This window comes from Thermincola sp. GK-1 (genome assembly GCF_059412445.1).
The window spans coordinates 161,016-186,539 of sequence record NZ_JBSQAT010000001.1 but is presented as its reverse complement, the minus strand read 5'-3'; the positions used below and the strand labels follow the sequence as shown (position 1 = coordinate 186,539).

Below are 25,524 nucleotides of genomic sequence, written 5' to 3'. Positions count from 1 at the left end.
GTAGGATTTTCATTTGTATGAAATAGCTAGATATTGCTATTTATGCATTTATTTCGGTAAGAGCATTGTATTATCCTGCTAATTGCAAAAAAAAACAACGCAAAATATTGCGCTGTTTTTCGACAAATTTTGACCTCCATTTAATACCTTTTTACCCCTACATTATTCCACCTGTATTTAATACATTCAACAGCGGCATCATCAGCCCAAGCCCGGCTATGGAAATAACTATTAATGCTAAAGCTATCAAAAATACGGGCGCCGCAACAACAGCAACTGCCCTACCTGTTGTTAAGGAATGGGCCTCTCTAATGCCAATCACCATAAGCACAGCCCACCAGATAAAGTAAATAAACCCAGCCAAGATTGAAAAAAAGGTCGTCAGAAAAGGTTTGCCACTTACCGCTCCGATTACTTGCAACGGTAAAGTCGCCAGCCTTGGCAGTTCTACCAATCCCATCACGCTGAAAATTCCAAGAGCCGAACCCTGACCAGTAAAAAACTCCGCGAATAAACTAAACAACCCTGCCAGCACAACCCAGTTCAAATATGCAAAAACGGCTCCGATAATCGCCAAAAAAGGCAGTATGTCCCCAATAACTTCAGCAAGGTTCGCAGGTAATCCACCTTTCGCCAGCGAATGTGGCGCTAAAATAATGCCGGTGAGCATATTTAGTAATATTACCCCACTAAATACCAGGAAACATTTAAAAACCGGCTTTGCCTTGGCTACTTTACGGAATGTTTCACCAGGCTTAAATAACGTTCCATAAATAAGTTCGGTAAAGGTAATATTTACAGAGGCAGGTACTGTTTCCACAGTCTCATTCATATCTTCCATTTATATTCACCCTCTTACCGTCTTAACAGATCAGGCCATAGCAACATGTATCTGGGCAAATCCCTGGTCTCTGCCGCCTTCAGAATCCCTTCATAATCTCTAATACCAAAGCTTAGCATTGCTTTACCAAAAAAGCTTGCCCATGGATCTTTCGGCTTCAATTCAACCACTTCCGGTTCGCCTTTTATACCGGCCAGTTTGGCAGTTAATCTGACGGCGTCATAATAATTCCCCAGTTCGTCAACCAAGCCCAGTGATTTTGCCTGTCGCCCGGTAAAAACCCGTCCGTCAGCAATTTTTAACACATCTTCTCTTTTCATCCGGCGTCCCTTGGCCACTACATCAACAAATTGGTTAAACATGTCGTCAACCATCGACTGCAATATAACCTTTTCTTCCTGGGTTAACGGCCTGCTTGGACTGCCCATATCCTTGTGGGCGCCGCTTTTTATTGATTGGTCGGCTATCCCTACTTTGTTATATAAGTCAGACATATTCAGGGATTCCATAATAACCCCGATACTCCCGGTAACAGTACCCGGATTGGCCACAATTTTATCACCCTTGGCAGCAATCCAGTATCCTCCTGAAGCTGCTACATCTCCCATAGAGATTACAACTTTTTTCCCGGCTTTGCGGACTTTTTCAACTTCTTCCCCAATTTCCTGGGAAGCGGCAACAGTTCCCCCGGGACTGTTAATTCTGATAATCACCGCCTTCAATGATTTATCCCTGGCGGCCTCCCGCAGTTGTTCCATTATTGATTCTGCGCCGGCGCTAACTTCAAAAAGTCCTCCCGCATCACCACCCGTGATGGGCCCTTCTATGGAAATCAGCCCGATAGCGTTATCGTACTTTGGGCCGGAAATCAGCGGTTTTTCTCCCGGTTCCACAGCCAGGGCAACAACCAGAGATAAAATGCATATGCCCAGAATAATACCAACGACCAGCTTTTTCTGCACTATAAAACCCTCCTTATGGATCATTAAACAATTTATCAAACCCATAATATTAAAATTCCCCGCAACTGAACTAAATATCTTGTATAAATATGTATTTGGTCCGAATTTACGCAAAGAAAGCTCTGGTTATTCCAGAGCTTTGCCCCTTTTTATACTTAAAGCCATCCCCACAAAATCCCTGAACAACGGGTGCGGCCTGTGCGGCCTTGATTTGAATTCGGGATGGAACTGCGTAGCCACAAACCACGGATGATCGTTTAACTCTATCATTTCGACCAGTCTGCCGTCAGGAGAAACGCCGCTTATCATTAAACCTTTGGATATTAACCTGTCTTTAAATTCGTTGTTAAATTCAAATCTGTGTCTGTGGCGTTCATAAATTATCTCATCATTATAGGCCTTAAAAGCCAGGGACTTTTCACTCAATATTTTACATGGATAAAGTCCCAGGCGCATCGTGCCCCCTTTTTCTTCAATATCTTTTTGTTCCGGGAGCAGGTCTATAACCGGATATGGAGTCTTGGGGTCAAACTCTGAACTGTTGGCCTTTTTCAGTCCCAATACGTTACGAGCAAACTCAACCACTGCCAACTGCATACCCAAGCAGATACCCAAAAAGGGAATTTTCTTCGTCCGGGCATAATTAATAGCCGCAATTTTACCTTCTATACCTCTGTCACCAAAACCTCCGGGTACCAAAATCCCGTCAACCCCCGTAAAAAGCTCATCCAGATTCACATTGGACTTTTCTAAATCGACGGAATTTACCCAGCGGATTTCTATAGCCGATTCATGAAATAACCCGGCATGCCTTAAAGCCTCGGCCACACTCATATAGGCATCAGGTAGCTCAACATATTTACCGACCAGGGCAATAGTAGTGGAATATTTCGGATTTTTAATCTTTTCAACTATCCGTTTCCACTCGGTCATGTCAGCCTCGTGGCACTTCAGACCAAGCCGTTCGATAACAATGTCGTCGAGACCTTCCTGTTCCAAAACCAACGGAACTTCGTAAATAGTGGAAGCATCAACGGCCTGGATGACGGCTTCTTTGTCAATATCGCAAAACAAGGCCAGTTTTTCTTCCATTTCCTTTGACAGAGGCATCTCCGACCGGCACACAATAACATCGGGTTGTATGCCTATGCCGCGCAATTCCTTAACACTATGCTGAGTGGGTTTGGTTTTCAACTCTCCGGCCGCCCTCATATAAGGTACCAAAGTGACATGAATGTACATTACATCCTCACGGCCAATATCACTTTTCATCTGCCTAATAGCTTCCAAAAAAGGCAAAGACTCTATATCGCCCACAGTGCCGCCTATTTCGGTAATGACCACATCAGGGTTGCTTTCCTTGACTACCCTGTACAAACGTTCCTTTATTTCGTTTGTAACGTGCGGAATTACCTGTACGGTGCCGCCAAGATAATCGCCTTTGCGTTCTTTGGAAACTACAGACCAGTATATTTTACCGGCAGTCACGTTACTGCTTTTGCTCAAGTTTATGTCAATAAACCGCTCATAATGACCCAAGTCCAGGTCTGTTTCCGCTCCGTCGTCAGTTACAAATACCTCACCGTGCTGATATGGACTCATGGTACCAGGGTCAACATTTATATATGGGTCAAATTTTTGAATAGCTACTTTTAACCCACGGCTTTTCAGCAAGCACCCCAGAGAAGCTGCAGTAATTCCTTTGCCTAGTGAGGAAACCACCCCTCCGGTAACAAAAATAAATTTAGCCATACCGGTTCCTCCTTCTACCTCTTCGTCAAAATGTAGCTTGTCCTTGAACTATCTATAACATTCTATCTTGTTCAATAAATGCCTGTCAAGCAAAATTGCGTGGTGTTTCCACGCAATTTTAATTGTCATAATCGTCATCTAACGATTCGATATGTGTACCTTTGTCCGGCGCCCATTCCCGCAGGCCCCATACACCATGGCCAATATGGACAAATCGCCCATCGAGATTCAGTTCTGTGTGAATTCCGGCTATAATATGTCCCAGGTCTTTTCCTGTCACCGGTTTTACTTCCAACACCTGCTCTATCAATTCCCTGTAATAAAGTGGTTGACCCTTTGCTTTTAAAATAGCGTGGGCTAAATCCACTTCAGACATCTGAGCATGTAAACCAACCGTATTGCCCATATCATCACCTTCCAAACGGCCGCAGCCGGATTAAAGATATGGTGATGATATTCTACCCGGTGGGAACAATTTCCTTCTGAAATTGAAAAAAATTGGCGAAAATTGTAGTAATATCTTACATGCGTTCCGGCGCCGTCAAGCCTAACAAAGCAAGACCTGTCTTTAATACCTGCTGAACAGACTTGACTAAAACTAACCTGGCATCCCGGATGTCTTTGTCTTCGATTATAACCCGGTTACTGTTATAAAAACTGTGGAAAATGCCTGCTAATTCATGCAGGTAGCGAGCCATTCTATGCGGCTCCAGGTTAACAGCCGCTTCCGCCACTTCTGTCGGAAAATCGGCCAGCTTGCGCAATAGTTCCAGTTCCGCAGCTTGCTTCAGGACGGCAGGATTTATGTTTCGGGCCGAAGGAACAGAAATACCGCTTTCCTGTACTTGCCTGAAAATGCTACAAATTCTGGCATGCGCATACTGGATATAATAAACAGGGTTATCATTAGATTTAGACTTGGCCAGGTCCATATCAAAATCCAAATGGCTGTCAGGACTTCTCATAACAAAGAAATATCTGGCCGCATCTTTACCCACTTCCTCCACCAGGTCATCCAGGGTCACAAACTCGCCGCTGCGTTTGGACATCCTGACGATTTCCCCGCCTCGGAACAACCGGACTAACTGCATTATAACAACCTGAAGTTTGTCAGGGTCATATCCCAAAGCCTGCATGGCTCCTTTTAAGCGGTTGACATGTCCATGATGGTCCGCTCCCCAGATATTGATGACCCACTGAAACCCGCGGTCAAACTTGTTTTTATGATAAGCTATGTCCGCTGCAAAATAAGTCGGTGTCCCATTACTGCGAACCACTACTTCATCCTTTTCGTCCCCAAACTCTGTAGCTTTAAACCACAATGCGCCCTCATGCTCGTATATGTAACCTTTTTCCCGCAGTTCATTTAAAACCTGTTCCACCGCGCCGGAATCATGTAGGGTTTGTTCACTGAACCAAACATCGTATTTCACGCCAAAATCTGCCAGAGACTTCCTGATACCGTCCAGTTTTTCATTTAGGGCCTCCTTGACCAGTAATTCCCTTCTTAACCGGGAATCCAAAGAAAGGTATTTATTCCCTTCCCGGTCAATGATTCCCTGCACCGTATCTATAATATCCTGCCCGTGGTATCCGTCTTCCGGAAAAGCCACGTCCCGGCCAAGAAGTTGGAAATACCTCGCCTCCAGCGATTTGCCGAAGTTTTCGATCTGGTTACCGGCATCATTTATATAAAACTCTCTTTGTACGTCGAAACCGGCAGCCGCCAGCAGGCTGGCCATACTGTCGCCCAAAGCGGCCCCCCTGGCATTGCCCATATGTAAAAGCCCGGTAGGGTTGGCGCTGACAAATTCAACCTGGACTTTAAGGCCATTTCCTACGGAACTGTAACCGTATTTAGCTCCCTGGTCCTCTATCTCCGGCAAAACATCATATAACCATTCTGCACTTAGGTAAAAATTAATAAACCCCGGCCCAGCTACTTCTATGTTAACAATGGGCAAATCAGACTTATCAAGTTGTTTGACAATCGCTTCCGCAATTTGCCGCGGCGCCATTCTGGCCTGCCTGGTCAACAACATGGCAATATTGGTGGCAAAATCGCCATGCCCCCTCTCCCTTGGCACCTCTAAAACAAAATCAGGAATTTCTTCAAAGGAGATATCTCCCGCCTCTTTTGCTTTTATAACCGCAATTTTGATGACTTCAATAAGATTATCTTTCAGTCTTTCCAGAACACTTTTCATTTCCGGCCTCCCTGACAGTAATAATCAAAGCATTATCACTTATTTTTTGGTTTTCCACTTCCAATTCATATTCTAGCTTAATACTTCCCCCTGTGTCTGTCAAGTTAACCTCTACCCTGGAAGGCAGCACAGCCACAGACAGACCCCCGTAAGGGGTGATGTAATTTCCCCGATGTTTCAAACCCTCTTCAAAAACCTGTTTTTGTTCCGATGAGCCCATGCGGTTAAGAGTGACCCTGTTTGGCTCCACTTTCAGGGAAGTGGTGGTTCCCGCCATCCCGGTTACTTCCGATTCGTTATAAACAATAAAAAAAGCGCCTTTCTTTTGAAAGAGAGTGCCCGTCGTAAAAAAATCCTGACTGTCTTCTTCCCCATATTCATTGATTTGCTTGGCTTTTACCGTGACCAAAATATCCTTTCGCATTATCCTCGGCCTTTCTTTTTTTCTCAATATTATATTATACCAGAAAGATGTATTTTTTCACAAAAGTTAGATAAATTCAGGGCTGTCTCAATTCATTTTGAGACAGCCCCCCAATACCTTTAGCCTGCCATCCAGCCGGCCTCAAAGGCCTGCTTATTTAATTCAAGGAACCTGGCCGGAACCTTGTTATCTAAAGCCCTGTCCCATACTTCCCTGGGTATGTTCATTTTTTTGGCCAAAACTCCCATCAGGACCACATTAACCGCCTTTTTGTTGCCGCACTTACCGGCAATGTCCAAAGCATCCAGGTCAATTACGTCTTTTACGTGGGCCTTTAATTTTTCTATAATACCTGTCGGATAAGGCTGCAGGCCGAGTAATACAGGTACCGGTTCGATAACCTGCCTGTTAACAATTAGAGTACCTTCTTCTTTCAGGAAATGCACCCATCTCAAGGCTTCAAGCTGCTCAAAAGCCAAAATTATATCAGCCTGCCCTTCGGAAATTATCGGCGCATAAATCTTTTCACCCATGCGTACCTGGGTAACAACACTACCCCCCCGCTGGGCCATCCCATGTATCTCGGAAACCTTTACATCATATCCCTGCTGCTGGGCAACATCGGCTAAAATTTTGCTGGCCAGAATAGTTCCCTGCCCCCCTACGCCTACTATTAAAATGTTCATTTCTTTAAGCAATGCCTTCACCCTCTTTCCTGATAGCCCCTACATTACAGGTCTGGGCACATAATCCGCACCCCGTGCAAAGAGCGGCATTAACGGAAACCTTTTCAGGGCCGGCCACCAGGGCTGGGCATCCTAATTTCATACACCTTTTGCAGCCGATACACGCACCGGCATCGACCGTTAAGGGTTTGCCACCGGACTTATCCAGCAAAGCGCACGGCCTTTGCGCAATTATTACAGAAGGTTCCGCAGCTTCTGTTTCCTCAGCCAAAATTTTTTGCAGGTTATCCAAATCAAAGGGGTCCACTACCTTGATGCGGCGTATCCCCAAGGCCTGCACCAGTTTGGGAATATCTACTGCAAAGGTCTCCTCCTGCTGCAGGGTCTTTCCTGTTCCGGGATGTTCCTGGTGTCCGGTCATGGCAGTGGTCCGGTTATCCAAAATTATAGTAGCGGTGGTCCCTTTATTGTAAGCAATATCCAGCAAACCCGTGATGCCGGAATGCATAAAGGTAGAATCACCGATAACAGATACTATTTTACTGCGCATTTCCGGATGGGCCTTTTCCATACCCAAGGCGCTGCCGATGCTGGCGCCCATACATATGCAGGCATCCATGGCTTCCAAAGGAGGCAGTGTGCCAAGGGTGTAGCAGCCAATATCGCCCATAACGGTCAGCTTCATTTTATTCAAAACATAAAATACTCCTCGGTGCGGACAGCCGGGGCACATAACAGGAGGCCTGACAGGAATATTATCCTGCAGCGCCCAGGCCTGCGGCTGAGCCAGGAAGGCTTTTTCCACAAAGTCACGGGTTTCTTCCAGGGAATAAAATTTCTCGGCAATTAATTTCGGACTTAACTCGCCAATATTGGAAAACAGGTCTTTGCCCCTGACCTTTAATCCCATAAGAGCAACCTGGTCCTGCAGAAATGGGTCCAACTCCTCTACAACGAAGAGGTGTTTAACCCTGGCGGCAAAGTCCTTAATCAGCTTTTCGGGCAGGGGATAGGTCATGCCCAATTTTAATACGGATACATTGGGCATAACTTCTCTAACGTACTGGTAAGCTGCCCCGCTGGCAATAATGCCCACTCTGGCATCTCTCATCTGAATTTCATTGAAGGGACAACTTTCCGCATATTCTTTAAGCCGGGCCAGGCGTTCCTCCACTATAACGCGCCTTTGCCGGGCATGGGCGGGAATCATGACAAATTTTCCGCTGTCTTTTACATATTCTTTAACGGTAATTTCACCGGGTTCTTTAAGTTCCACCAGGCTTTGGGAATGCGCTATGCGGGTAGTCGTTCTCAGCATGACGGGTGTATCGTATACTTCGCTAACCTTTAAGGCTTCCCCCATCATTTCCTTGCATTCCCCGCTGTCACTGGGCTCAAACATGGGAATTTTGGCAAACCTGGCATAATTACGGTTGTCCTGTTCATTTTGTGAACTGTGCATCCCGGGGTCATCGGCGGAAATTAATACCAATCCCCCGTTTACACCGGTATAAGAAAAAGTAAAAAGCGGGTCGGCCGCCACGTTTACGCCCACATGCTTCATTGTAACAATAACCCTGGCCCCGCCAATAGAAGCTCCGGCGCCGACTTCCATGGCTACTTTTTCATTTGGCGACCACTGGGCTTTGATACCCTCATATTTTGCTATATTTTCCAATATCTCCGTGCTGGGTGTGCCGGGGTATCCCACAGCGACTTTGACTCCGTATTCGTATGCCCCTCGGGCAATTGCTTCGTTCCCTGTCAGTAATGCCCTCATCTTTTCACCTCATGAGAAATTTTTGCCTATTCTTAATCTTTCGAGCGCAGGTCAATAATCCGTTTGGCCTTACCCATAGTCCTTTCAATTGACCGGGATTCCACCAGTTTTACCCTGGCGCTGATGCCCAAAGTTCTGTTCAGCTTGCTCCGTAAAGAACTCTCCAATTCTTCCAGTTCCTTAAATTTGCCGGTAAAGTAATTTTCCGATACTTCCACCCGTACTTCCAAATCGTCCATATAACCTTTCCTGGTTACGATTAACTGATAGTGAGGGGCTACCCCTTCCGTCTCCAATAATACCGTCTCGATTTGTGACGGGTACACATTTACGCCCCGGATAATCAGCATGTCATCGGTCCGGCCCGTCAACTTTTTCATGCGGATAGTTGTCCGGCCGCATTTGCACGGTTCGTTAATAAGCATGGAAATGTCCCTGGTCCGGTACCTGATTATGGGAAAAGCCTCTCTTGTCAGTGAAGTAAAGACCAGTTCCCCCTCTTCACCATATCCCAATACTTCACCTGTTTCAGGGTTAATTATTTCGGGGTAAAAATGGTCTTCGTTGATATGCATTCCTTCACCGCACTCACACTCGCCGGCTACCCCGGGCCCACCAATTTCCGTCAGCCCATAGTTGTCAGTAACCCGTATATGCCAGCGGCGTTCCAGTTCCTTGCGCATGCTTTCCGTACAAGGTTCCGACCCAAATAACCCTACCCGCAGCTTTAACCTCGATGTATCCACACCCATATCTTCAGCAACTTCCGCCATATAAAGCGCATAAGAAGGGGTGGCCACCAAAGCGGTAGTCCCGAAATCCTGCATCATGGTAATTTGCCGTTCTGTGTTCCCCGTAGAGGCAGGAATTATAGTTGCTCCGATTTTTTCCAGACCATAGTGTAATCCAAAACCGCCGGTAAACAAACCGTAACCGAAACAAATCTGGGCAATATCTTCGTCAGTTACGCCGGCCATGGTCGCAATCCGCGCCACCAGGTTAGCCCAGGTACGGATATCACGTTTTGTATATCCCACTACTTTCTGCTTGCCGGTGGTTCCGGAAGACGCATGAAGCCGCACAACATCCTTCATGGGAACGGCAAACATCCCAAAAGGGTAGTTTTCGGCCAGGGCCTCTTTGCCGGTAAAAGGCAATTTATGAACATCTTCCAAACGTTTGATATCTTGCGGATGAACCCCGTGTTCATCGAAAAGCGCCTTGTAATAAGGCACTTTTTCATAAGCATAATTAACTGTTGCCTGCAAGCGATCCAACTGGATAGCCTGCAAATCTTCCCTGCTCATGCATTCGTAATGCGGGTCCCAAATCATTAGTTAACCAACTCCTCAGTCCCTTTCGCAAAAGTTAAATCATATTCTTCAACGGCTTTGGTACCAAATACTTTAAGGAGATGGGGTTCCGAAAATTTTTCGCTTACCAGGCTGATAGCAGGTACCACAACAAGCGGTATCAACATAGCCGCCGACCCAATCATAGGGCTAAATTTATTCAGCATTTGCGGGTCGAATTTAAAATAAGCGGAAACACCCAAGGAAACAGCGAACCCCGTCAAGGCGCCGGCCCAGGCTCCGGCCTTGGTAACGCCTTTCCAAAACAGGCCGTACAGATAAGGCGCCAGGAAAGCCCCTGCTACTGTCCCCCATGACAAAGCCATCAGAGTTAGGATTATCTGGGGCTTCATAATGGCTATACCGAGTGAAACGGCTACAAAGACCACACACAACACTCTCATTAATAAGACGGCAGTTCTTTTTGAGATATTGGGAGCGAGCCTGCCCTGTACCAGATCGATGGAGATAGCCGAACTGGAAACCAGAACAAGGGACGCAAGTGTAGACATAGACGCTGACAATACCAGAAGCAGAATGATTGTGACAGCTATTTCCGGCAAGGCATATGTTAAAATTGTGGGTATAACCATATCAAAGTATTTGGGGTCCAACGCCGGGTTAACACCTTTTTCCATTAAAACAGAATTGAATAACCGGGAAACAGCGCCGGTAAAGTACGCTCCGAAAGCAATAATGATGGCAAAGAAAGTAGAGACCCAGGTAGCTGCATTAATTGATTTTTCATCCTTAATGGCGTAAAATTTCTGTACCATCTGAGGAAGTCCCCAAGTGCCAAGGCTGGTCAAAATCACCAGCGAAGCGAGGGGTATTATACCGGGAGGCCCAACGGGTCCGGCCAGTTTCGGGTCTATTGCGGCCAGCCGGGAAACAGCCTCCGCAAAACCGCCTACTTCCGGCGCTCCCGTTATATAATAAAGCAGCATTCCAACACCGAAAATCATTATAATGCCCTGTACCAAATCAGTAAGGGCTACGGCAAAGTATCCGCCCATGGTAAGATAAACGGCTGTGAGCAAGGCTATGGCAATCAAAGCATAATTATAAGGAATATGGAAAACCGTTTCAAAAAGGTAGCTTAACCCCATGTAAACAGAAGCTGTATACGGTACGAGAAAAATAAAAATCAGCAAAGCGGCAAATATTTTAAAATTAGGACTGTCATAGCGTTTTTCCAGAAATTCGGGCATCGTCATAGTATTAAGGCGCAGCGTCATGTCTCTGGTTCTTTTGGCCAATAAACGCCATGCCAGATAGCAGCCTATAATGCTGTTGCCAACAGTCACCCATAATGCCGAAAGCCCAAAGCCCCACCCTACTTTACCAGCATAACCGATGAACAGTACAGCAGAAAAATAGGTTGTTCCGTACGCAAAAGCAGAAAGCCACGGTCCTACCCCCCGACCTCCCAAAAAAAAGTCATTGACAGTTCGGGTCTTTTTCATACTGATAAAACCGCAGCCGAGTAACACCAATACGTAGGCAAGAACTAACGCCAACTTCATATTCTACCATCCTCCCATTCTTCTTTTTTTCATACCTCTATCGGTGTCAGAAGTTTAGACATTATTTATTCAACATTTATGTGAATATTCCTGCAAATTTGGCAAATTTGTTTTAGAAGTTTTTGCCATGTTTATGTAATGTTCTTTAAAAACTTGCCTATTCTTTCGATAGCTTCCGATAGGTTTTCCACGGAAGCAGCATAAGAACACCGGATATGCCCTTCGCCGTTGGCGCCGAACACATCCCCCGGAACCACCGCAACTTTTGCTTCCTTCAACAGCCGCTCGGCAAATTCCGCAGAAGTCAGGCCCGTTTTCTTGATAGAAGGAAAAGCATAAAAAGCCCCTTTCGGTTCAAAACAATCCAGGCCGATTTCCGCAAAACCTTTCAAAACCAGTCGGCGCCGCCGGTCGTAATGCTCAACCATCCTGCGCATCTCTTCTTCACCGTTAGTCAGCGCTTCGAGAGCCGCCATTTGGGCCATGACAGGCGCACAAAGCATGGCATACTGGTGTATTTTGGTCATGGCCGCAATTATTTCATGATGCCCAGCCGCATAACCAATCCGCCACCCGGTCATGGCATAAGCCTTGGAGAAACCGTTTAACAGAATTGTCCGGTCCCGCATGCCGGACAGGGAAGAAAAACAGGTATGGCAACCTTCATAGGTAAGCTTGTCGTAGATCTCATCCGATATAACTATTAAGTCGTGTTTTTCTACAACCTTGGCGATTTCCACCAGTTCTTCCCTGGTGATAGTAGCTCCAGTTGGATTGTTGGGGTAACTGAGGATTAAAACTTTTGTTTTGGGTGTAATCGCATTTTCTATTTGTGCGGCGGTAACCCGAAATTCATTTTCCAGGGTAGTGGGAATGGCTACGGGAACGCCGCCCGCCAGAACGGTCGATGGTGAATAGGATACAAAACAAGGCTCGGGTATGAGTGCTTCGTCGCCGGAGTCCAATACGGCTCTAAGCGCCAGGTCCATAGCTTCACTGACCCCTACCGTGACCAGCACTTCGTTCTTTGGTTCATATTTTACTTTATAGTTTTTGTAAATATCCTGGGCAATAGCCTCCCGCAATTGCGGCAAGCCATAATTGGATGTATACATGGTATAGCCCTTTTCCAATGAATAAATACAGGCTTCCCTGATATGCCAGGGAGTAACAAAATCGGGTTCACCAACTCCCAGTGATATAACCCCGCTCATTTCGGAAACTAAATCGAAAAACCGTCTTATACCAGACGGTGGAATGCTTTTAACCCTGGGTGATAACTTTTGGTTCCAGTTCAAGGTGAAACCACCAACCTTCTGTCTGCTTCCTTGTCCTCAAAAATGACACCCTGTTGCTTGTAAGTTTTCAGCACAAAATGAGTAGCAGTACTTTGGACGTGGTCCAAAGTGGCCAGCTTTGTAGCAACAAAGAGGGCCACCTCTTTCATGGTTTTTCCCTCAATTAAGACTGCCAGGTCAAAGCCGCCGGACATCAGGTAGACGGTTTTTACTTCCGGAAACCGGTAGATACGTTCGGCCACTGTATCAAAGCCTACGCCCCTTTCCGGGGTAACGCGCACCTCGATAAAGGCAGTAACCTTATCATCTGTTACCTTCTCCCAGTTAATGATGGTATGATATTTGACAATTATTTTTTCGTCTTCCAGTTCCTTAATAAGTTTTTCAACCTGTGCCGTTTCAATATTTAACATGGCCGCTATCTGGGCCGGTTGAAGCCGGCTGTTTCCTTGCAATATTTCCAGTATTTGCTTTTTTGTTTCTTCCATAAACCTAACCCCCCAGTAGCAAATAAAATCTAAAATAATTATTTTATCAAAAGCAAAAACCCTCATCCCCAAGGGACGAGAGTTTCACTCACGCGGTACCACCCTAGTTGGCTTGCCCAGCCCACTCTTTGTCCCAGATAACGGTTGGGAATCCGACTGTCTTTACTCCGTTTTTCAAAACAGCAACTCCAGGGTGGCATTCCATATTGCAGCTTTACCGGCTTCCAGCTACCCCGGCTCTCTGGAAAAGCCCGCAATATCTACTATCCCCATCATTGTTTTGTCATTTATAAATTTCTTTGTATTATATCATGCCGTATTTTTTTGTGTCAATAATAACATTATGCCAGAAAAAACTTTGTGGTGCCAGCAAAATAATACAAATTTTATTTACATTTATTTTCTGGTGCGTAAAAGCTCAAAAACAATCCAAATCCCCAGCACGGTAGAAAATATAAATCCGATTGTCCCCAATGCCGGATAACCCAAAAAAAGGGGCCCTTTGCCCGTATGCATAATCAGAGCCGATCCCACAATAAGGGAAGCAATGATCAAGCTGTAGGATATCCGGGAAGAGGATTCATCCAACATTTCATATAACCAGTTCAGGTTGCGATGGTAAAAAGTTATTCTTGTATCACCCCTGGCCAGCGACTGCACTGCCTGGGCCAGGTTCCTGGGCAGGGCAAATAACCCACGGATGGCCTCCGACAACTGACGGTAAAATTGCCCTGTATTAAAATCAGGCTGCAGAGCATCTCTTAAATGGGAAAGAGCCAGAGGCTGCAGGATTTCTGTTAGGTCCAGGTGCGGAGCCAGTTTCCGGGCCATACTTTCCGTAATCATAACAACTTTACCCAAAATAAACATGTTGTCAGGCATTTTTATACCATGTTGCAGGGATATTTTTAACATGCCGTTAATCAATTGACCAAGTTCCATGCCACCGGTAGTAACACCGTTGGCCCGTTCAACAAGTTCAGCCACGTCTTCATAAAAATGCTGGTCATTAATGCGCCTGGTTACATTTCCCGTATCTTTGATGATTTCCATGACGGCATATATGTCCCGGTCATCCAATGCCAGAATAAGCTGGGATATCTGGTTTCTGAGCCTGGCATCAAGGCGGCCCGTTATACCAAAGTCAAGCATAATAACCTTACCGCTAGCATCAAACATGGCATTTCCCGGGTGCGGGTCTCCGTGAAATATCCCTTTGGTCAATAGCGGTTCAAATACGGCCCCGATCAGGTTCCTCGCCGCCCGTTCCCTGATCCCGATGTTCTTTGTTACCTTCAGGAATTCTTCAACACGCATTCCCTGAAGAAATTCCATGGTAATGACCCGTTCGCTGGTATATTCCCAGAAAACTTTCGGTACAGACACTTCTTCATCATCGGCAAACTGCCTAAAAAAGCAATCGGTGTTAAGTCCTTCAATGTTATAATCAATCTCTTTAGTTATCTGCCTTTCAAAAACATCGATTATTTCTTCAACATCACATACCTTTCCGACAATTGTCTTCTCCTGGAGCACCGGAGCAATGTTTTTCATAATGGCAATATCTCCGGAGATCAACTGCGGTAATTGAGGGCGCTGTACCTTCACAGCAACGGTTTCGCCCGAATGCAAAACCGCCTTATGCACCTGGCCAATAGAAGCTGTAGCCAAAGGCGTGCAAGAAAACTCCCTAAACAATCGGTGCGGAGAATCTCCTAATTCAGCTTTTATTTGCTGTTCTATTTCCGTATAGTCGACCTCTTCAACTTTATCCTGCAGATTTTCAAATTCCTTCACGTATTCTTCCGGTATCAGGTCCGGTCTCATGCTTAGCAGTTGCCCCAGTTTGACAAAGGTAGGTCCCAAGTCCTCAAAAAGCAGCCTCACCCTTTTGGGCAGGGGATTTTTTATGTTTTTGGGGATACCGTCTTGCTTCGCTTTTGTTTCAAAATTGTCAATCAGATATCCAAATCCATGTCTTATCAATATGCCTGCTATTTCCTGATACCTTGCAAAACTCTTGATTTTGCGCACCAAATGAACCCCCAACCATCTGTCATATCGTTTCAATGTTTGCGGGGTTTATTATTTCACTGCATACCCGGCATCCTTTATCGCATCCTTCAGGCGCTGCTCATTGGTTATCCGGGGGTCAAACTCTATATCTACAGTTTTTGCTTCCAGATTCAAGCTGGCGTTTTTTACCCCCTCCAACGTTTGTAATGCCATTTCCACTGCTTTTTTGCAATGCTGACAGGCCACACCCTCAACGGTAAATATCGTTGAAGTCATTACCACACCCCCTTTCGAAGTTAGTTTAACCTTATTCACGGCAAACATTCAGGGGAGGAATTGAACTATACTTAAGATGAAACAGCCATTACTCCGTAACTGTGGCCGGAAACCTTTTACCACATTAATAAAAAAAAGCGGCTTTTTACCGCTTACATTACTACTTATCCCGTTTTTACCGAGGATTTTTAATATGGCAGGAAGATAACGGTGGTTGTCCCAACACCGGGTTCGCTGTCTATTTCTATTTGCCCACCGTGGCTTTCTATAATTTGTTGTGAAACGGCAAGGCCCAGACCGGTTCCCTGCTCTTTGGTTGTAAAAAAGGGTTCAAATATTCTGCTCTGAGTTTCTTTGTCCATACCACAGCCGGTATCATTAAACTGAATTTTTATCTTCTTTTCTGTTTCCAAAGGCTCGGCGTGAATTGTCAAGCGCCCGCCTTGCGGCATGGCATCAAAGGAGTTTTGAATAATATTAATGAGAACCTGTTTTATCTGCTCCTTATCAATGTTAACGGAAGGAAGGTGGCAAAAGTTTTCTTCTATAATTACGTTCTTCAAAAAGGCCTCGCTCTCCATAAGTACCCTAATTTCTTCAAACAAGGCCGTTATCGAACAGGAGCTTCTCTTTGGTACAGCCGGTTTAGCCAGCTTCAAGAACTCGTTAACAATATTGTTCACCCGGTCTATTTCGGCAATTATAATATCAATATATTCTGCTTTCGGATTACCGGACAATTCCTGCTGCAGTAATTGTATAAAACCCCTGACAGAAGTAAGAGGATTTTTAATCTCATGTACAGCCCCGGCAGCCAATTGACCGGCTACGGCCAGTTTTTCCGAACGCGCCATATCGGCATCGGATGCTTTAAGAAAGTCACACGGAATAATGGTTGCCAAAACCCCTGCCTGTAGGCCATTTTCACCTGGAACACTATTTACTGCCACTTTTCCGTAAATGGTCCCTCCTTGGGCCAACCGTAAGCTAATTTCCATATTTTTAATTCCGCTTTCCTTTTGTAAACAGTCCTCTGCCATATCCCTTAGGGTATGCCAGAATGGACTGGCCTTAATAGTTGCCAATTCTGCTAAGGTATAGCCCTCTATCTCTGTATTTTCCAAATCCATCATTTTCTTAAAAGCTTTATTAGCAGTAATAATTTTACCATTTAACCCTATGTATACAACACCTATATCCAGTTGGTTGAAAACAAGTTCTCCACTGGAGGGTCCATATCTGCCCTTAAGATTTGCCAGGGTCCCTTTTTCAGCGGGCGGAGAAACTTCTTTTCCTGATTCCTGTCCATGGCGCCTTTCATAAAAAGCCGCAAGCTCTTTTGTACAAATGTAACTTAACTTAGGCAGATCCAGCGGCAGGAATAAAACGGCCTTGGCCCCTTTAGAGAAGACATATTTAATTAACTGTTCATCTTCATTTTTCACTACTGTAATAACAGGTATATAGGGAGCAATTTCTCTGATTTGGCTAAACAGAAAAGTTATTTTTGGGGAACCATTGAGGTGCATTAATATTAAACCGGGTGCTTCTGATATAATTTGTTCGGGATCCGGTAATTGGGTTAAATACATTACATCGATTTTGTCACCCATCAACCGCCATTTGGCAAGTTTTAATTTCCCGAAAACATCGATGATAACTACACGCTTCAAAGCAGGCACACCCTTCATAACTCCATATAAGCAGTGCGATTCCGGAGACTGAAACAGAAACATCCCCTCCCAAGGCATCATAAATACCATATGTTGGAATTAAGGCAAATTGCATTGTGAAAAAATATACAATGGAGTATTCGTCATGCTGGAAACTTTTCCTGCATAAATATACGAAATTTTCTAAAATTATTTTCCCCAACAACCGCCATTATTCGATTCACTATGCTTGACGCGGTCTGGTATAATAAAAGAAAATCCGAAAAAGGCCGGTGCTGATTTTGAAAATTAAGAAACTACTATTCCTAACTTTATCCTTAATGACTTTACTCTTCTTATTTCTCTCTGGCTGCACCGTCGGACCACGGTTGCCGGAACCTAGGTTTAACCAGGGTTCCAAGGTCTATGATACCAACGGTAAGCTGATTACCACTCTTTTTAAGGAAAAAAGAACTACCGTCAAACTGAAGGAAGTCTCTCCGATTACCCGCCAAGCTATTATAGCCGTTGAGGACAGCCGGTTTTATCAACATCACGGCATTAGCTTTACCGGTATTGCCAGGGCTGCCTGGAAAAACCTCCGGGCCGGCGAAGTTATAGAAGGCGGCAGCACAATAACCCAGCAAACAGCTAAAAATCTCTTTCTGGGTAATGAACGCACATTTAGTCGCAAATTCCTGGAGTTTTGGTATGCAATTCAGTTGGAAAGAAAGTATTCAAAAGATGAAATTCTGGAAATGTATCTCAACCAGATCTATTTCGGTGAAGGCGCTTACGGAATCGAAGAAGCGGCGCAAACCTATTTCGGCAAACCGGCCAGTCAACTGGACCTTGCCGAAAGCGCCATGCTGGCGGGATTGCCGAAAGCTCCCAGCAAATATTCTCCCTTTGTTAACTGGCAAGCAGCCAAAAACAGGCAGAAAATCGTTTTAGGCAGGATGGTTGAAACGAAGGTTATCAATCAAACACAGGCTGACGAAGCCTACAGAGAAGAACTGCACTTAAATAGCAACCGGAAACCAGCCAGCCGGGCGCCTTACTTTATCAATGAAATTGTTAAATATGTTACTGACAAATACGAAGACGGCGCCAAACTGTTGTATACCGGGGGACTGAAGATTGAAACCACGCTGGACCTTGAAGCGCAAAAAGCTGCAGAAACTGCTTTTTTAAAGCGCTTGCAAGGTCGGGATCCGGACCTTGAAGGAGGTCTGGTTGCTTTAGACCCTAAAACCGGGTATGTCCTGGCTATGGTAGGCGGCAAAGACTATGCAACTTCTAAATTCAACCGGGCTCTGCAGGCTTTGCGGCAGCCGGGCTCGGCCTTCAAGCCTTTTGTTTACACAGCCGCTTTGGAACAGGGTTACACAGCCGCAACCACCCTTACCTGCGAACCGGTGGAATTCCGTACAAACAGCGGGATATATAAACCGACAGATTTTGGTTCTCAGCAGTACCACTACAGACCCTTTACTTTAAAAGAGGCTGTTACCGTCTCCGATAATGTAATCGCAGTCAAACTGGCCGGCCAGGTAGGCCCTCAAAATGCGGTAAATGTGGCCAAAAAAATGGGCATTAACAGTTCTTTACGGCCTTATATCTCCATCGCCCTGGGCACTTCCGAAGTAAACCCGCTGGAAATGGCTGCGGCTTATGCGGCCTTTGCCAACGGCGGCTTTAGAATCAAACCGGTTTTCATTAAAAAAATTACTGATAGCCAGGGCCGGGTATTGGAAAAGAACCTGCCTTCCAGGACCCGTGTTCTCGATGAAAAGATTGCTTATATAATGACCGATATACTAAAAAGTGTTGTCCAGCCCGGCGGAACAGCCAGTATCGTCAGTTCCATCCTGCCCCGGCCGGCAGCCGGAAAAACAGGTACCACCCAAAACTACGCCGATGCCTGGTTTGTCGGATACACGCCGGAATTAGTAGCGGCTGTCTATATTGGTTACGATAACAACCGTAAATCCGTCGGCAGTACAGGGGGCCGCCTCGCTGCTCCCATATGGGCCGAGTTTGCCGCAAGGGCCCTGAAGGACAGACCGGTCCAAGACTTTCCAAAACCTCCCGGTGTTGTGGAAAAAACAATTTGCGCAGATACAGGGCTCCTGGCCACCCCTTACTCGGAAAAAACAATTAAAGCATTTTTTATCCAGGGCACGGAACCCACTCAATATTGCCCAATTCACGGAGGGTTGACAGAAAACCTGCCTTTTGGCGGCAAACAACAGGAAGAAAAAAATGTAGAAGACTTTTTCCAAATGCCCAGACGCTTCCCCAGAGGCAGAAAGTTCCTGGAATGGTTCTTTAATCAGGCTTTTTGATCAACCTCCATTACATGGTCATAGGACCGTCTTTGGTTTCTATTACTTTCAATACTTTTTCTTCCGTACCGTCCATGGCATTTATATAAACTATAAAAGTGTCGCCGTTAAGTTTTCCTTTGAATTCGTAAACCAGCTTCTCGCCAAGAGTATCTGTCGGTATAACCGCCAGCCTCGCTTCCCGGATTTTTAAATTGGGGTTTACCGCCCTTCGAGCTTCCGCCTGACTAATTTTAGGTTGCGGCAGGTTGCGCTTATGATGAGACATTAGAAATCCCAGCGTATCCAACCCAAGTATATCGCCATTATCCAGAGCCACTTTAACTTTTATCAGGTCCGGGTAAATCAACACGCCTTTCTGCCGGTACGCGTAAGAAATTACTGCATTGTTTCCTTGCACTAATGAATAAGTAGGCACCATGTCGATTAAACCTCTGCTTTTCAAATAACCATCCGCTTTATTTTCCGCCTGTCGGAGTGAAAAAGTCTTACCTCCGGTGTCCCGATTAACCATCAACATAACCACATGGCCGCCTTTTTTGCTGACATCTACTACGGCATTTGGGCCTGTCCCGGCAGCCGGGTCAAAATAAACCCGGTAGGCGGGAATTTTTCCTGTTACGCTTCTGACACGGACAGGCCTAAATAGCGGTTTATTCCCTTTGGCCAGGTACTGTGCAGCGATGTTCTTGGCTTCCGTCGCTGAAACAACCGCTCCCGTCAGTCCCTTTGGCGCTTTTTGTTCTATGTGGTCTGAAAAGGGACCATCATAAATTAAAGTGGGGAATTTTTGCATCTGCCCATCTATTTTCTCAAAACCGGCACTAATGCCGGTCAGACCGGCTTTCTTCAACTTGGGCGCCTGGTTTTCAACTTCACCCCAGGTCAGCAGCCCTTCTACCGCCTTAGCTCTTATTCGCTGGAGTTCAACGGCCAGGTAACCCGCTTCCCTGTGCAGTTGAGCCAGCTTTCTTTCTTCACTGGCGGTAATTTGCTGTTTATCCGGGTCTTTTTTAGCCAGAGCATAGGCAAAATCGCCAACCTGGTTCAAAAATTTCGCTGTCCTGGCAACCTGGAAATGCGCTAGGGGCAAGGTGCCCAGGTTGTTTTGGGCTCCGTTGGCTTGCATCCAGAGGTTGGAAAACAATAGGCTTCTTTGGTGCGGCGATCCGCTGGCTATGCTTTTGGCCAGGAGGACTTCCATGTTTTCCACCTGACTGACCATTTCAAAAAAGGCTTTTTGATTACGGTTGTTAAGATAGGTCAGCAGCCTTTGTTTATGTTGGTGTTGTGTATATCCCCAATAACCCGTTCCAACCACCAAAAGGCCTGCTGTCAAAACCGTTAATAACCATGTCCGACGTGAAATTTCCCTCAATTTATATCCTCCTTCCCCTTACCGGGCAAAGACGTGGTCGCCGATTCTTTGAATAATTTTTCTGGACCAAATCCATTTATTCACCGGTTTGCCAGGATTCCAGAAGTAAAGGGCGCCATAAACGGGGTCCCATCCATTCATGGCATCTTGCGCTGCCCTTAAAGATTCTTTGCTGGGCGGCTTGTTGATAGTTCCGTTAGAAACCGATTCAAAGGCCCCTGGTTGATATATTACGCCAGCCAGCGTATTGGGAAACGAAGGGCTTTCCACCCGATTTAATATTACAGCGCCCACAGCCACTTTACCTTCATAAGGCTCCGCTCCGGCTTCGGCGTTGATAACTCTGGCCAACAAGGTTATTTCGTCACGGTTGGATACCCCACGCGACGGAGTATAGTTGCTGCCTCTGGAAAAAGCAGAAATACCCAACGCCCGCCAGGTGGCCGGCCCTACTACCCCATCAGGAGTAAGACCGTGTTTTCTCTGGAAATTCTTTACGGCCCTGGACGTCGCTGCACCAAAAACGCCATCTACCGGGCCTTTAAAATAACCCCAATCCTTCAAACGAGTCTGCAGCTTAATTACATCTGAGCCTTTGCTCCCCCAGTACAAAGTTGCCGGCTGGGCAAATAAATGGACACAAAAAAGCGTGCCACTGAAAAGGGTTGCAAGCACTATTGACAGTATCAACACCTTTTTGTTTTTCATCGCGACCGTCCCTTCATTACCTGGATTTCAACGATTTTACTGTTTTTTACCGTGTTTTTATTTTGTTACCGAAGACAGGTTTTATACTTTCAACGATTGATTTTTGGCCAATTCTTCTATTTTGTTAACCATCCAAGCTGTATGAAGGTCTTCATCAAGCAGGTTGTTCCAAAGGGTCTCGAAAATATCTTCCCGGCCCGCCTTAAGGATTAAATCTTTATAATCCTCCATGGCCTTTTTCTCCAGAGCTATATTGAACTTTAGCTGGTTCTCCAGGCCTGTTATGGTGACAATTCTCCCTGATATTTTGCCAAAAATTTCTCCAACAACTTCACCTATTACCGTGGGCGTTCCCCCCAAGCGTTCTATGAGGCGTGCTATATTTTCAACATGGGTTTGCTCAATATCTGAAAACTTCCGCAATGCCCTTGACAGATATTCGTCATTCACCAAATTACTTTGTGTCTTATAAATGTCTACCTGGTGTACTTCCAAGGAATAAAACCAGTTTAACTTTGCTATCACTTCTTGATTATTCAAAGTAACTTTAACCTCTCTTTTTGTGCTTATTGTTTCCTGAAATAACGTCCAGTTATGTATGAATCAGGAAACTTCTCACACCTAAATGTGGGTTATTACACACCCAAAAGTGATTTATATCATATCTGCTACGAACGGATAACTGTAAAATGAAATCATAACGAACCGAAATTCGTGCCCGGGTACAAATTTTGAAAAAAACACATTAAGGAGGACGATAGGAATGATTAGTAAGCTTTTTAAAAAACCTGAAAATGAGGCCCCCAACGAGGAAAGAAAGATGTTCTGCTACCAGTGTGAACAGACTCCCCCGACCGGCTGCACCAAAGTGGGTGTATGTGGTAAAAACGAAGACCTGGCCAGCCTGCAGGATACCATTATCTTCGGCCTGAAAGGCCTTGCCGCTTACGCGCACCATGCCAGGGAGTTGGGCTATACTGACCCGGAAATCGATGCTATCACCCACGAAGCTTTATTTACTACTCTTACCAACGTAAACTTCAATGTTAATGAAACAATTAATACAGCGCTGAAAGTAGGTAAAGCAACGGTAAAGGCCATGGAATTGCTGGATAAAGCCCATACCGAAAAATTTGGCATTCCACAGCCCGTGAAAGTGACTTCCGATAAAATTGAAGGCAAAGCCATCTTAGTTACCGGCCACGACCTCTTCGCGCTGGAAGAATTGCTGAAACAAAGTGAAGGCAAGGGAGTAAATGTATACACCCACTCCGAAATGCTGCCGGCTCACGGTTATCCTGAACTGAAAAAATATCCGCACCTCAAAGGTAATATCGGCAAAGCATGGTACGACCAGAGAAAGCTCTTTGAAGAATTCCCTGGCGCCATTCTCGGCACTACCAACTGTGTAATGCCTATCCGGGGCTCCTATGCAGACCGTTTCTTCAGTTACGGTGTTGCCGGTTTGGAAGGCGTGCAAAGAATTGAAAACAACGACTTTACTCCGCTTATCGAAAAAGCTTTATCATTACCGGCAGCAAATGTCAACTCTGACAAATTCATGATTACCGGGTTCCACCATGAAACAGTACTGGCGCTGGCGCCACAAATTATCGCGGCTGTGAAAGCAGGCAAAATCAGAAGGTTTTTTGTTATCGCCGGATGCGATTCTCCTACTCCAGGAAGGGATTATTTCAGGGAATTAGCTTTGGCGCTGCCAAAAGACTGCATTCTGATTACCACTTCCTGCGGTAAATTCCGCTTTAACGACATAGACTTTGGTACCATTGAGGGAACAGAAATTCCACGTTTTATCGACTTCGGTCAATGCAACAACTCCATCTCAGCAGTAAAAGTAGCTCTGGCCCTGGCCGATGCCTTTAACTGTACCGTAAACGACCTACCGTTAACCATCGTACTGTCCTGGTTCGAGCAAAAGGCTGTGGCTATTCTACTTGGCCTATTTAGCCTGGGAGTGAAAAATATGTACATCGGACCAAAATTGCCGAGATTCCTTACCCCCGGCGTGGTAAAAGTTCTGCAGGATACCTTTAACGTACAGCTCATTGATACCGTAGAAAAAGATTTACCAAAAATGCTGGGAAAATAAAAAAAGGATTGGCTCTTATAAATTTCCTTTAGAAGTTAGGCCGCCCCGTCCAAGACACTCAACTTGAGTTGAGTGCCGGACTTCCCGGCGGCCTTCGCCATCTTCAAACAAAGTTTTATGTAGCAAAAAACCGTTGCTCCGAAATTGCAGGTGTAGCCGCTGTGCGGTGAATCAATAAGTTGGAGCAACGGTTGTTTCACTGTTACAGGGCGGTATGCTTACCATCGGGCATTGCCTGTTCAAAATGGCCTCCACAAAACTCAGATCGCCCTTTTCCTCGGAGTAAGCCTTACCAAACTTCTCGCAGGCAGCCATAGTATATTGCCTGTATTTTTCCAGGTCGTAACAGCCATTATCAATAAGTGTGAAGTGGGTATAGTTTTTGTACATTCTTTTGGTGACTTTCCACCCTTTTTCCTCACCGTAGATATTGATATATTTTTTACTGGAGCCCAAAGGATCCTCACCGGAATCTATCCAGGCTTTGTTGAGGTAGAAAGTGCCTGGTTTTTCCCTTTGCAGTTGCTTGTATCTGTCCATAGAACCCAGGATAACCGGAATGCAATCTGCTACGTCAGGATATATCAAGGTAAGGGTCCGCGATTTCAGACCGTTTAAGGCTCCTCCACAGTTCCCAAACATTAGTAATACGGTACTTCCCGGTTTTAGCTTTTTTTCAGCTTCTTCAATTTTTTTCATCAGCTCCAGTTTAAGTTGGTCAGGCGTATTATGCAACGAATGCCGAACCCATAAAACTTCCACATCTATGGAATCCTTAAAATAATCCAGCTCGCCCCTGAATGCTTCACAGGCAATTACTAGAGCTATGTTTTTGTCCATATTTTCACAATCACACTCCGCTTTAATGGAATATGGCTTGCTAACAGTTTCCGGCAGCAGACCGGAAATGGTTCTCGGTCACTTTCTCACCGGGCTGAACGTAAATAACACCGGGAACCCTGCACCCTTTTACAACAGACTCCAACAACCTTGTATCTCCATCTATCTCATCGACCTGCCACCCAAAAAAATCTGCAATTTCTTTTACTTTACGGCGGTAATAGTCGACATCCTTCATACCAGGAGTCTTTATCAGTATCGCCTTTGAATAACGCCCGTATAAGCTTTCTATCAAATGCCGGGCTTGCTTTTCACCGTATTTTTTTTCGTACTCCAGGTATTCCGCATAAGGCGTACGGCCATAATCAAGCCACCCTTGACTAAAATAGTAAGCGTCCACGTTTTCTTTCGCTATTTTTTCATGTTTCTTGTTGGAGCCAATTAAAAGGCCTATACAGTCATGGGTCGCCGGTAAAAGCACTGGCACCCTGGGAGAAACCAGGCCTACTACCGCATTTGAACACCGGCTGTAAGTCAAAATTATGAGGTCGTAATCCTGGCTCCTGTCTATAATCTCCTGCAGTTTGTTATGCAATTTTTTGGGGTTGGCATGATATGAGTAATCAAGAAATTCGCAGTCGATATTGTCAGTGGCGCCAAGCCACTCCACTTCATTTTTTGAAGAAGCGCAGCCGATAAGCTTAATTTTCATTTTTCTACTCCTTCGCTAAATTCAATGATAAAATTAATTTTATTATAGCAAAAAACCCAGAATTTACTCTGGGTTTTTTGCTTTGCCTTAGCCTTTAAGGAGATATGAGGGAGGGTAAAGTTAATGTCAAGATATTTGACATTAACAAAATTGTGAACAAATTGTCTA

22 protein-coding genes and 1 other annotated feature are annotated in these 25,524 nt (G+C 45.3%); of the genes, 2 read left to right on the top strand and 20 right to left on the bottom strand.

Annotation, left to right across the window (positions count from 1 at the left end):
- Positions 1–157: 157 nt before the first annotated feature.
- The 15 genes from ACSNJE_RS00965 to ACSNJE_RS00895 all read right to left on the bottom strand — a co-directional run bounded on the left by ACSNJE_RS00965 (position 158) and on the right by ACSNJE_RS00895 (position 17,281).
- Positions 158–841, bottom strand: a complete 684-nt coding sequence (locus ACSNJE_RS00965) for a Yip1 family protein (RefSeq protein WP_495251751.1) — start codon at positions 839–841, stop codon at positions 158–160.
- Between the two features lie 14 nt (positions 842–855).
- Positions 856–1,803 carry a signal peptide peptidase SppA gene (gene sppA, locus ACSNJE_RS00960; RefSeq protein ID WP_474660559.1) on the bottom strand — a complete coding sequence of 316 codons (948 nt, stop codon included), beginning with the start codon at positions 1,801–1,803 and terminating at the stop codon, positions 856–858.
- 126 nt (positions 1,804–1,929) lie between these two features.
- Positions 1,930–3,555, bottom strand: coding sequence for a CTP synthase (gene pyrG / locus ACSNJE_RS00955; protein WP_052217797.1), 1,626 nt, complete (start codon positions 3,553–3,555; stop codon positions 1,930–1,932).
- Between the two features lie 118 nt (positions 3,556–3,673).
- Positions 3,674–3,961, bottom strand: coding sequence for a DNA-directed RNA polymerase subunit delta (gene rpoE, locus ACSNJE_RS00950; RefSeq protein WP_052217795.1), 288 nt, complete (start codon positions 3,959–3,961; stop codon positions 3,674–3,676).
- Positions 3,962–4,076: 115 nt separating this feature from the next.
- Positions 4,077–5,762, bottom strand: a complete 1,686-nt coding sequence (argS, locus tag ACSNJE_RS00945; protein ID WP_474660557.1) for an arginine--tRNA ligase — start codon at positions 5,760–5,762, stop codon at positions 4,077–4,079.
- Complete coding sequence (locus ACSNJE_RS00940) at positions 5,731–6,186, bottom strand: YwiB family protein (protein WP_013121747.1); 456 nt, start codon at positions 6,184–6,186, stop codon at positions 5,731–5,733. Before ACSNJE_RS00940 ends, argS begins: the two co-directional genes overlap by 32 nt.
- A 119-nt stretch (positions 6,187–6,305) precedes the next feature.
- Positions 6,306–6,884 (bottom strand): indolepyruvate oxidoreductase subunit beta, encoded by a 579-nt coding sequence (locus ACSNJE_RS00935; protein ID WP_474660555.1) that lies wholly within the window; start codon positions 6,882–6,884, stop codon positions 6,306–6,308.
- Positions 6,877–8,652, bottom strand: coding sequence for an indolepyruvate ferredoxin oxidoreductase subunit alpha (gene iorA / locus ACSNJE_RS00930; RefSeq protein WP_052217789.1), 1,776 nt, complete (start codon positions 8,650–8,652; stop codon positions 6,877–6,879). The genes ACSNJE_RS00935 and iorA overlap by 8 nt, the downstream gene beginning before the upstream one ends.
- A gap of 32 nt (positions 8,653–8,684) precedes the next feature.
- Positions 8,685–9,986, bottom strand: coding sequence for a phenylacetate--CoA ligase family protein (locus tag ACSNJE_RS00925; RefSeq protein WP_474660553.1), 1,302 nt, complete (start codon positions 9,984–9,986; stop codon positions 8,685–8,687).
- Positions 9,986–11,530: a sodium/proline symporter gene (locus ACSNJE_RS00920; protein ID WP_495251750.1), complete on the bottom strand. Its 1,545-nt coding sequence runs from the start codon at positions 11,528–11,530 to the stop codon at positions 9,986–9,988. Before ACSNJE_RS00920 ends, ACSNJE_RS00925 begins: the two co-directional genes overlap by 1 nt.
- A 131-nt stretch (positions 11,531–11,661) precedes the next feature.
- Complete coding sequence (locus ACSNJE_RS00915) at positions 11,662–12,828, bottom strand: aminotransferase class I/II-fold pyridoxal phosphate-dependent enzyme (protein WP_013121752.1); 1,167 nt, start codon at positions 12,826–12,828, stop codon at positions 11,662–11,664.
- The gene (locus ACSNJE_RS00910) at positions 12,825–13,316 is read right to left on the bottom strand and encodes an Lrp/AsnC family transcriptional regulator (RefSeq protein WP_052217832.1); all 492 of its coding nucleotides are present in this window, start codon (positions 13,314–13,316) and stop codon (positions 12,825–12,827) included. Before ACSNJE_RS00910 ends, ACSNJE_RS00915 begins: the two co-directional genes overlap by 4 nt.
- A gap of 68 nt (positions 13,317–13,384) precedes the next feature.
- Positions 13,385–13,601 (bottom strand) — a binding site (T-box leader).
- A gap of 111 nt (positions 13,602–13,712) precedes the next feature.
- On the bottom strand, positions 13,713–15,350 hold the full coding sequence (locus tag ACSNJE_RS00905; RefSeq protein ID WP_495251749.1) for an ABC1 kinase family protein: 1,638 nt from the start codon (positions 15,348–15,350) through the stop codon (positions 13,713–13,715).
- 51 nt (positions 15,351–15,401) lie between these two features.
- On the bottom strand, positions 15,402–15,608 hold the full coding sequence (locus ACSNJE_RS00900; protein WP_013121755.1) for a heavy-metal-associated domain-containing protein: 207 nt from the start codon (positions 15,606–15,608) through the stop codon (positions 15,402–15,404).
- 188 nt (positions 15,609–15,796) lie between these two features.
- A complete protein-coding gene (locus tag ACSNJE_RS00895; RefSeq protein ID WP_495251748.1) occupies positions 15,797–17,281 on the bottom strand; it encodes a two-component system sensor histidine kinase NtrB in 1,485 nt (494 codons plus the stop codon).
- Between the two features lie 368 nt (positions 17,282–17,649).
- Between ACSNJE_RS00895 and ACSNJE_RS00890 the strand changes: the two genes are divergently transcribed.
- A complete protein-coding gene (locus tag ACSNJE_RS00890) occupies positions 17,650–19,608 on the top strand; it encodes a transglycosylase domain-containing protein (RefSeq protein WP_495251747.1) in 1,959 nt (652 codons plus the stop codon).
- Positions 19,609–19,618: 10 nt separating this feature from the next.
- On the opposite strand, the gene ypeB is transcribed toward ACSNJE_RS00890, so the two are convergent.
- The 3 genes from ypeB to ACSNJE_RS00875 all read right to left on the bottom strand — a co-directional run bounded on the left by ypeB (position 19,619) and on the right by ACSNJE_RS00875 (position 22,234).
- Positions 19,619–20,986, bottom strand: coding sequence for a germination protein YpeB (gene ypeB, locus ACSNJE_RS00885; protein WP_495251746.1), 1,368 nt, complete (start codon positions 20,984–20,986; stop codon positions 19,619–19,621).
- Between the two features lie 18 nt (positions 20,987–21,004).
- Positions 21,005–21,694, bottom strand: coding sequence for a spore cortex-lytic enzyme (gene sleB / locus ACSNJE_RS00880; protein WP_013121759.1), 690 nt, complete (start codon positions 21,692–21,694; stop codon positions 21,005–21,007).
- A gap of 81 nt (positions 21,695–21,775) precedes the next feature.
- The gene (locus ACSNJE_RS00875; protein ID WP_052217777.1) at positions 21,776–22,234 is read right to left on the bottom strand and encodes a demethoxyubiquinone hydroxylase family protein; all 459 of its coding nucleotides are present in this window, start codon (positions 22,232–22,234) and stop codon (positions 21,776–21,778) included.
- 280 nt (positions 22,235–22,514) lie between these two features.
- Here ACSNJE_RS00875 and hcp point away from each other — a divergent pair, with 280 nt between their 5' ends.
- Positions 22,515–23,804 (top strand): hydroxylamine reductase, encoded by a 1,290-nt coding sequence (gene hcp, locus ACSNJE_RS00870; RefSeq protein ID WP_052217828.1) that lies wholly within the window; start codon positions 22,515–22,517, stop codon positions 23,802–23,804.
- Between the two features lie 171 nt (positions 23,805–23,975).
- On the opposite strand, the gene ACSNJE_RS00865 is transcribed toward hcp, so the two are convergent.
- Both ACSNJE_RS00865 and ACSNJE_RS00860 read right to left on the bottom strand, forming a co-directional pair.
- Complete coding sequence (locus ACSNJE_RS00865) at positions 23,976–24,644, bottom strand: DUF1638 domain-containing protein (RefSeq protein WP_052217775.1); 669 nt, start codon at positions 24,642–24,644, stop codon at positions 23,976–23,978.
- Positions 24,645–24,684: 40 nt separating this feature from the next.
- Positions 24,685–25,356 carry a DUF1638 domain-containing protein gene (locus ACSNJE_RS00860; RefSeq protein WP_474660536.1) on the bottom strand — a complete coding sequence of 224 codons (672 nt, stop codon included), beginning with the start codon at positions 25,354–25,356 and terminating at the stop codon, positions 24,685–24,687.
- Between the last annotated feature and the right edge of the window lie 168 nt (positions 25,357–25,524).

What these genes read in the sequence shown, in the direction of transcription:
- ACSNJE_RS00965 (WP_495251751.1), bottom strand. Translation starts at nt 841, where the DNA reads ATGGAAGATATGAATGAGACTGTGGAAACAGTACCTGCCTCTGTAAAT.
- pyrG (WP_052217797.1), bottom strand. Translation starts at nt 3,555, where the DNA reads ATGGCTAAATTTATTTTTGTTACCGGAGGGGTGGTTTCCTCACTAGGC.
- rpoE (WP_052217795.1), bottom strand. Translation starts at nt 3,961, where the DNA reads ATGGGCAATACGGTTGGTTTACATGCTCAGATGTCTGAAGTGGATTTA.
- argS (WP_474660557.1), bottom strand. Translation starts at nt 5,762, where the DNA reads ATGAAAAGTGTTCTGGAAAGACTGAAAGATAATCTTATTGAAGTCATC.
- ACSNJE_RS00940 (WP_013121747.1), bottom strand. Translation starts at nt 6,186, where the DNA reads ATGCGAAAGGATATTTTGGTCACGGTAAAAGCCAAGCAAATCAATGAA.
- iorA (WP_052217789.1), bottom strand. Translation starts at nt 8,652, where the DNA reads ATGAGGGCATTACTGACAGGGAACGAAGCAATTGCCCGAGGGGCATAC.
- ACSNJE_RS00925 (WP_474660553.1), bottom strand. Translation starts at nt 9,986, where the DNA reads ATGATTTGGGACCCGCATTACGAATGCATGAGCAGGGAAGATTTGCAG.
- ACSNJE_RS00920 (WP_495251750.1), bottom strand. Translation starts at nt 11,530, where the DNA reads ATGAAGTTGGCGTTAGTTCTTGCCTACGTATTGGTGTTACTCGGCTGC.
- ACSNJE_RS00910 (WP_052217832.1), bottom strand. Translation starts at nt 13,316, where the DNA reads ATGGAAGAAACAAAAAAGCAAATACTGGAAATATTGCAAGGAAACAGC.
- ACSNJE_RS00900 (WP_013121755.1), bottom strand. Translation starts at nt 15,608, where the DNA reads ATGACTTCAACGATATTTACCGTTGAGGGTGTGGCCTGTCAGCATTGC.
- sleB (WP_013121759.1), bottom strand. Translation starts at nt 21,694, where the DNA reads ATGAAAAACAAAAAGGTGTTGATACTGTCAATAGTGCTTGCAACCCTT.
- hcp (WP_052217828.1), top strand. Translation starts at nt 22,515, where the DNA reads ATGTTCTGCTACCAGTGTGAACAGACTCCCCCGACCGGCTGCACCAAA.
- ACSNJE_RS00865 (WP_052217775.1), bottom strand. Translation starts at nt 24,644, where the DNA reads ATGGACAAAAACATAGCTCTAGTAATTGCCTGTGAAGCATTCAGGGGC.
- ACSNJE_RS00860 (WP_474660536.1), bottom strand. Translation starts at nt 25,356, where the DNA reads ATGAAAATTAAGCTTATCGGCTGCGCTTCTTCAAAAAATGAAGTGGAG.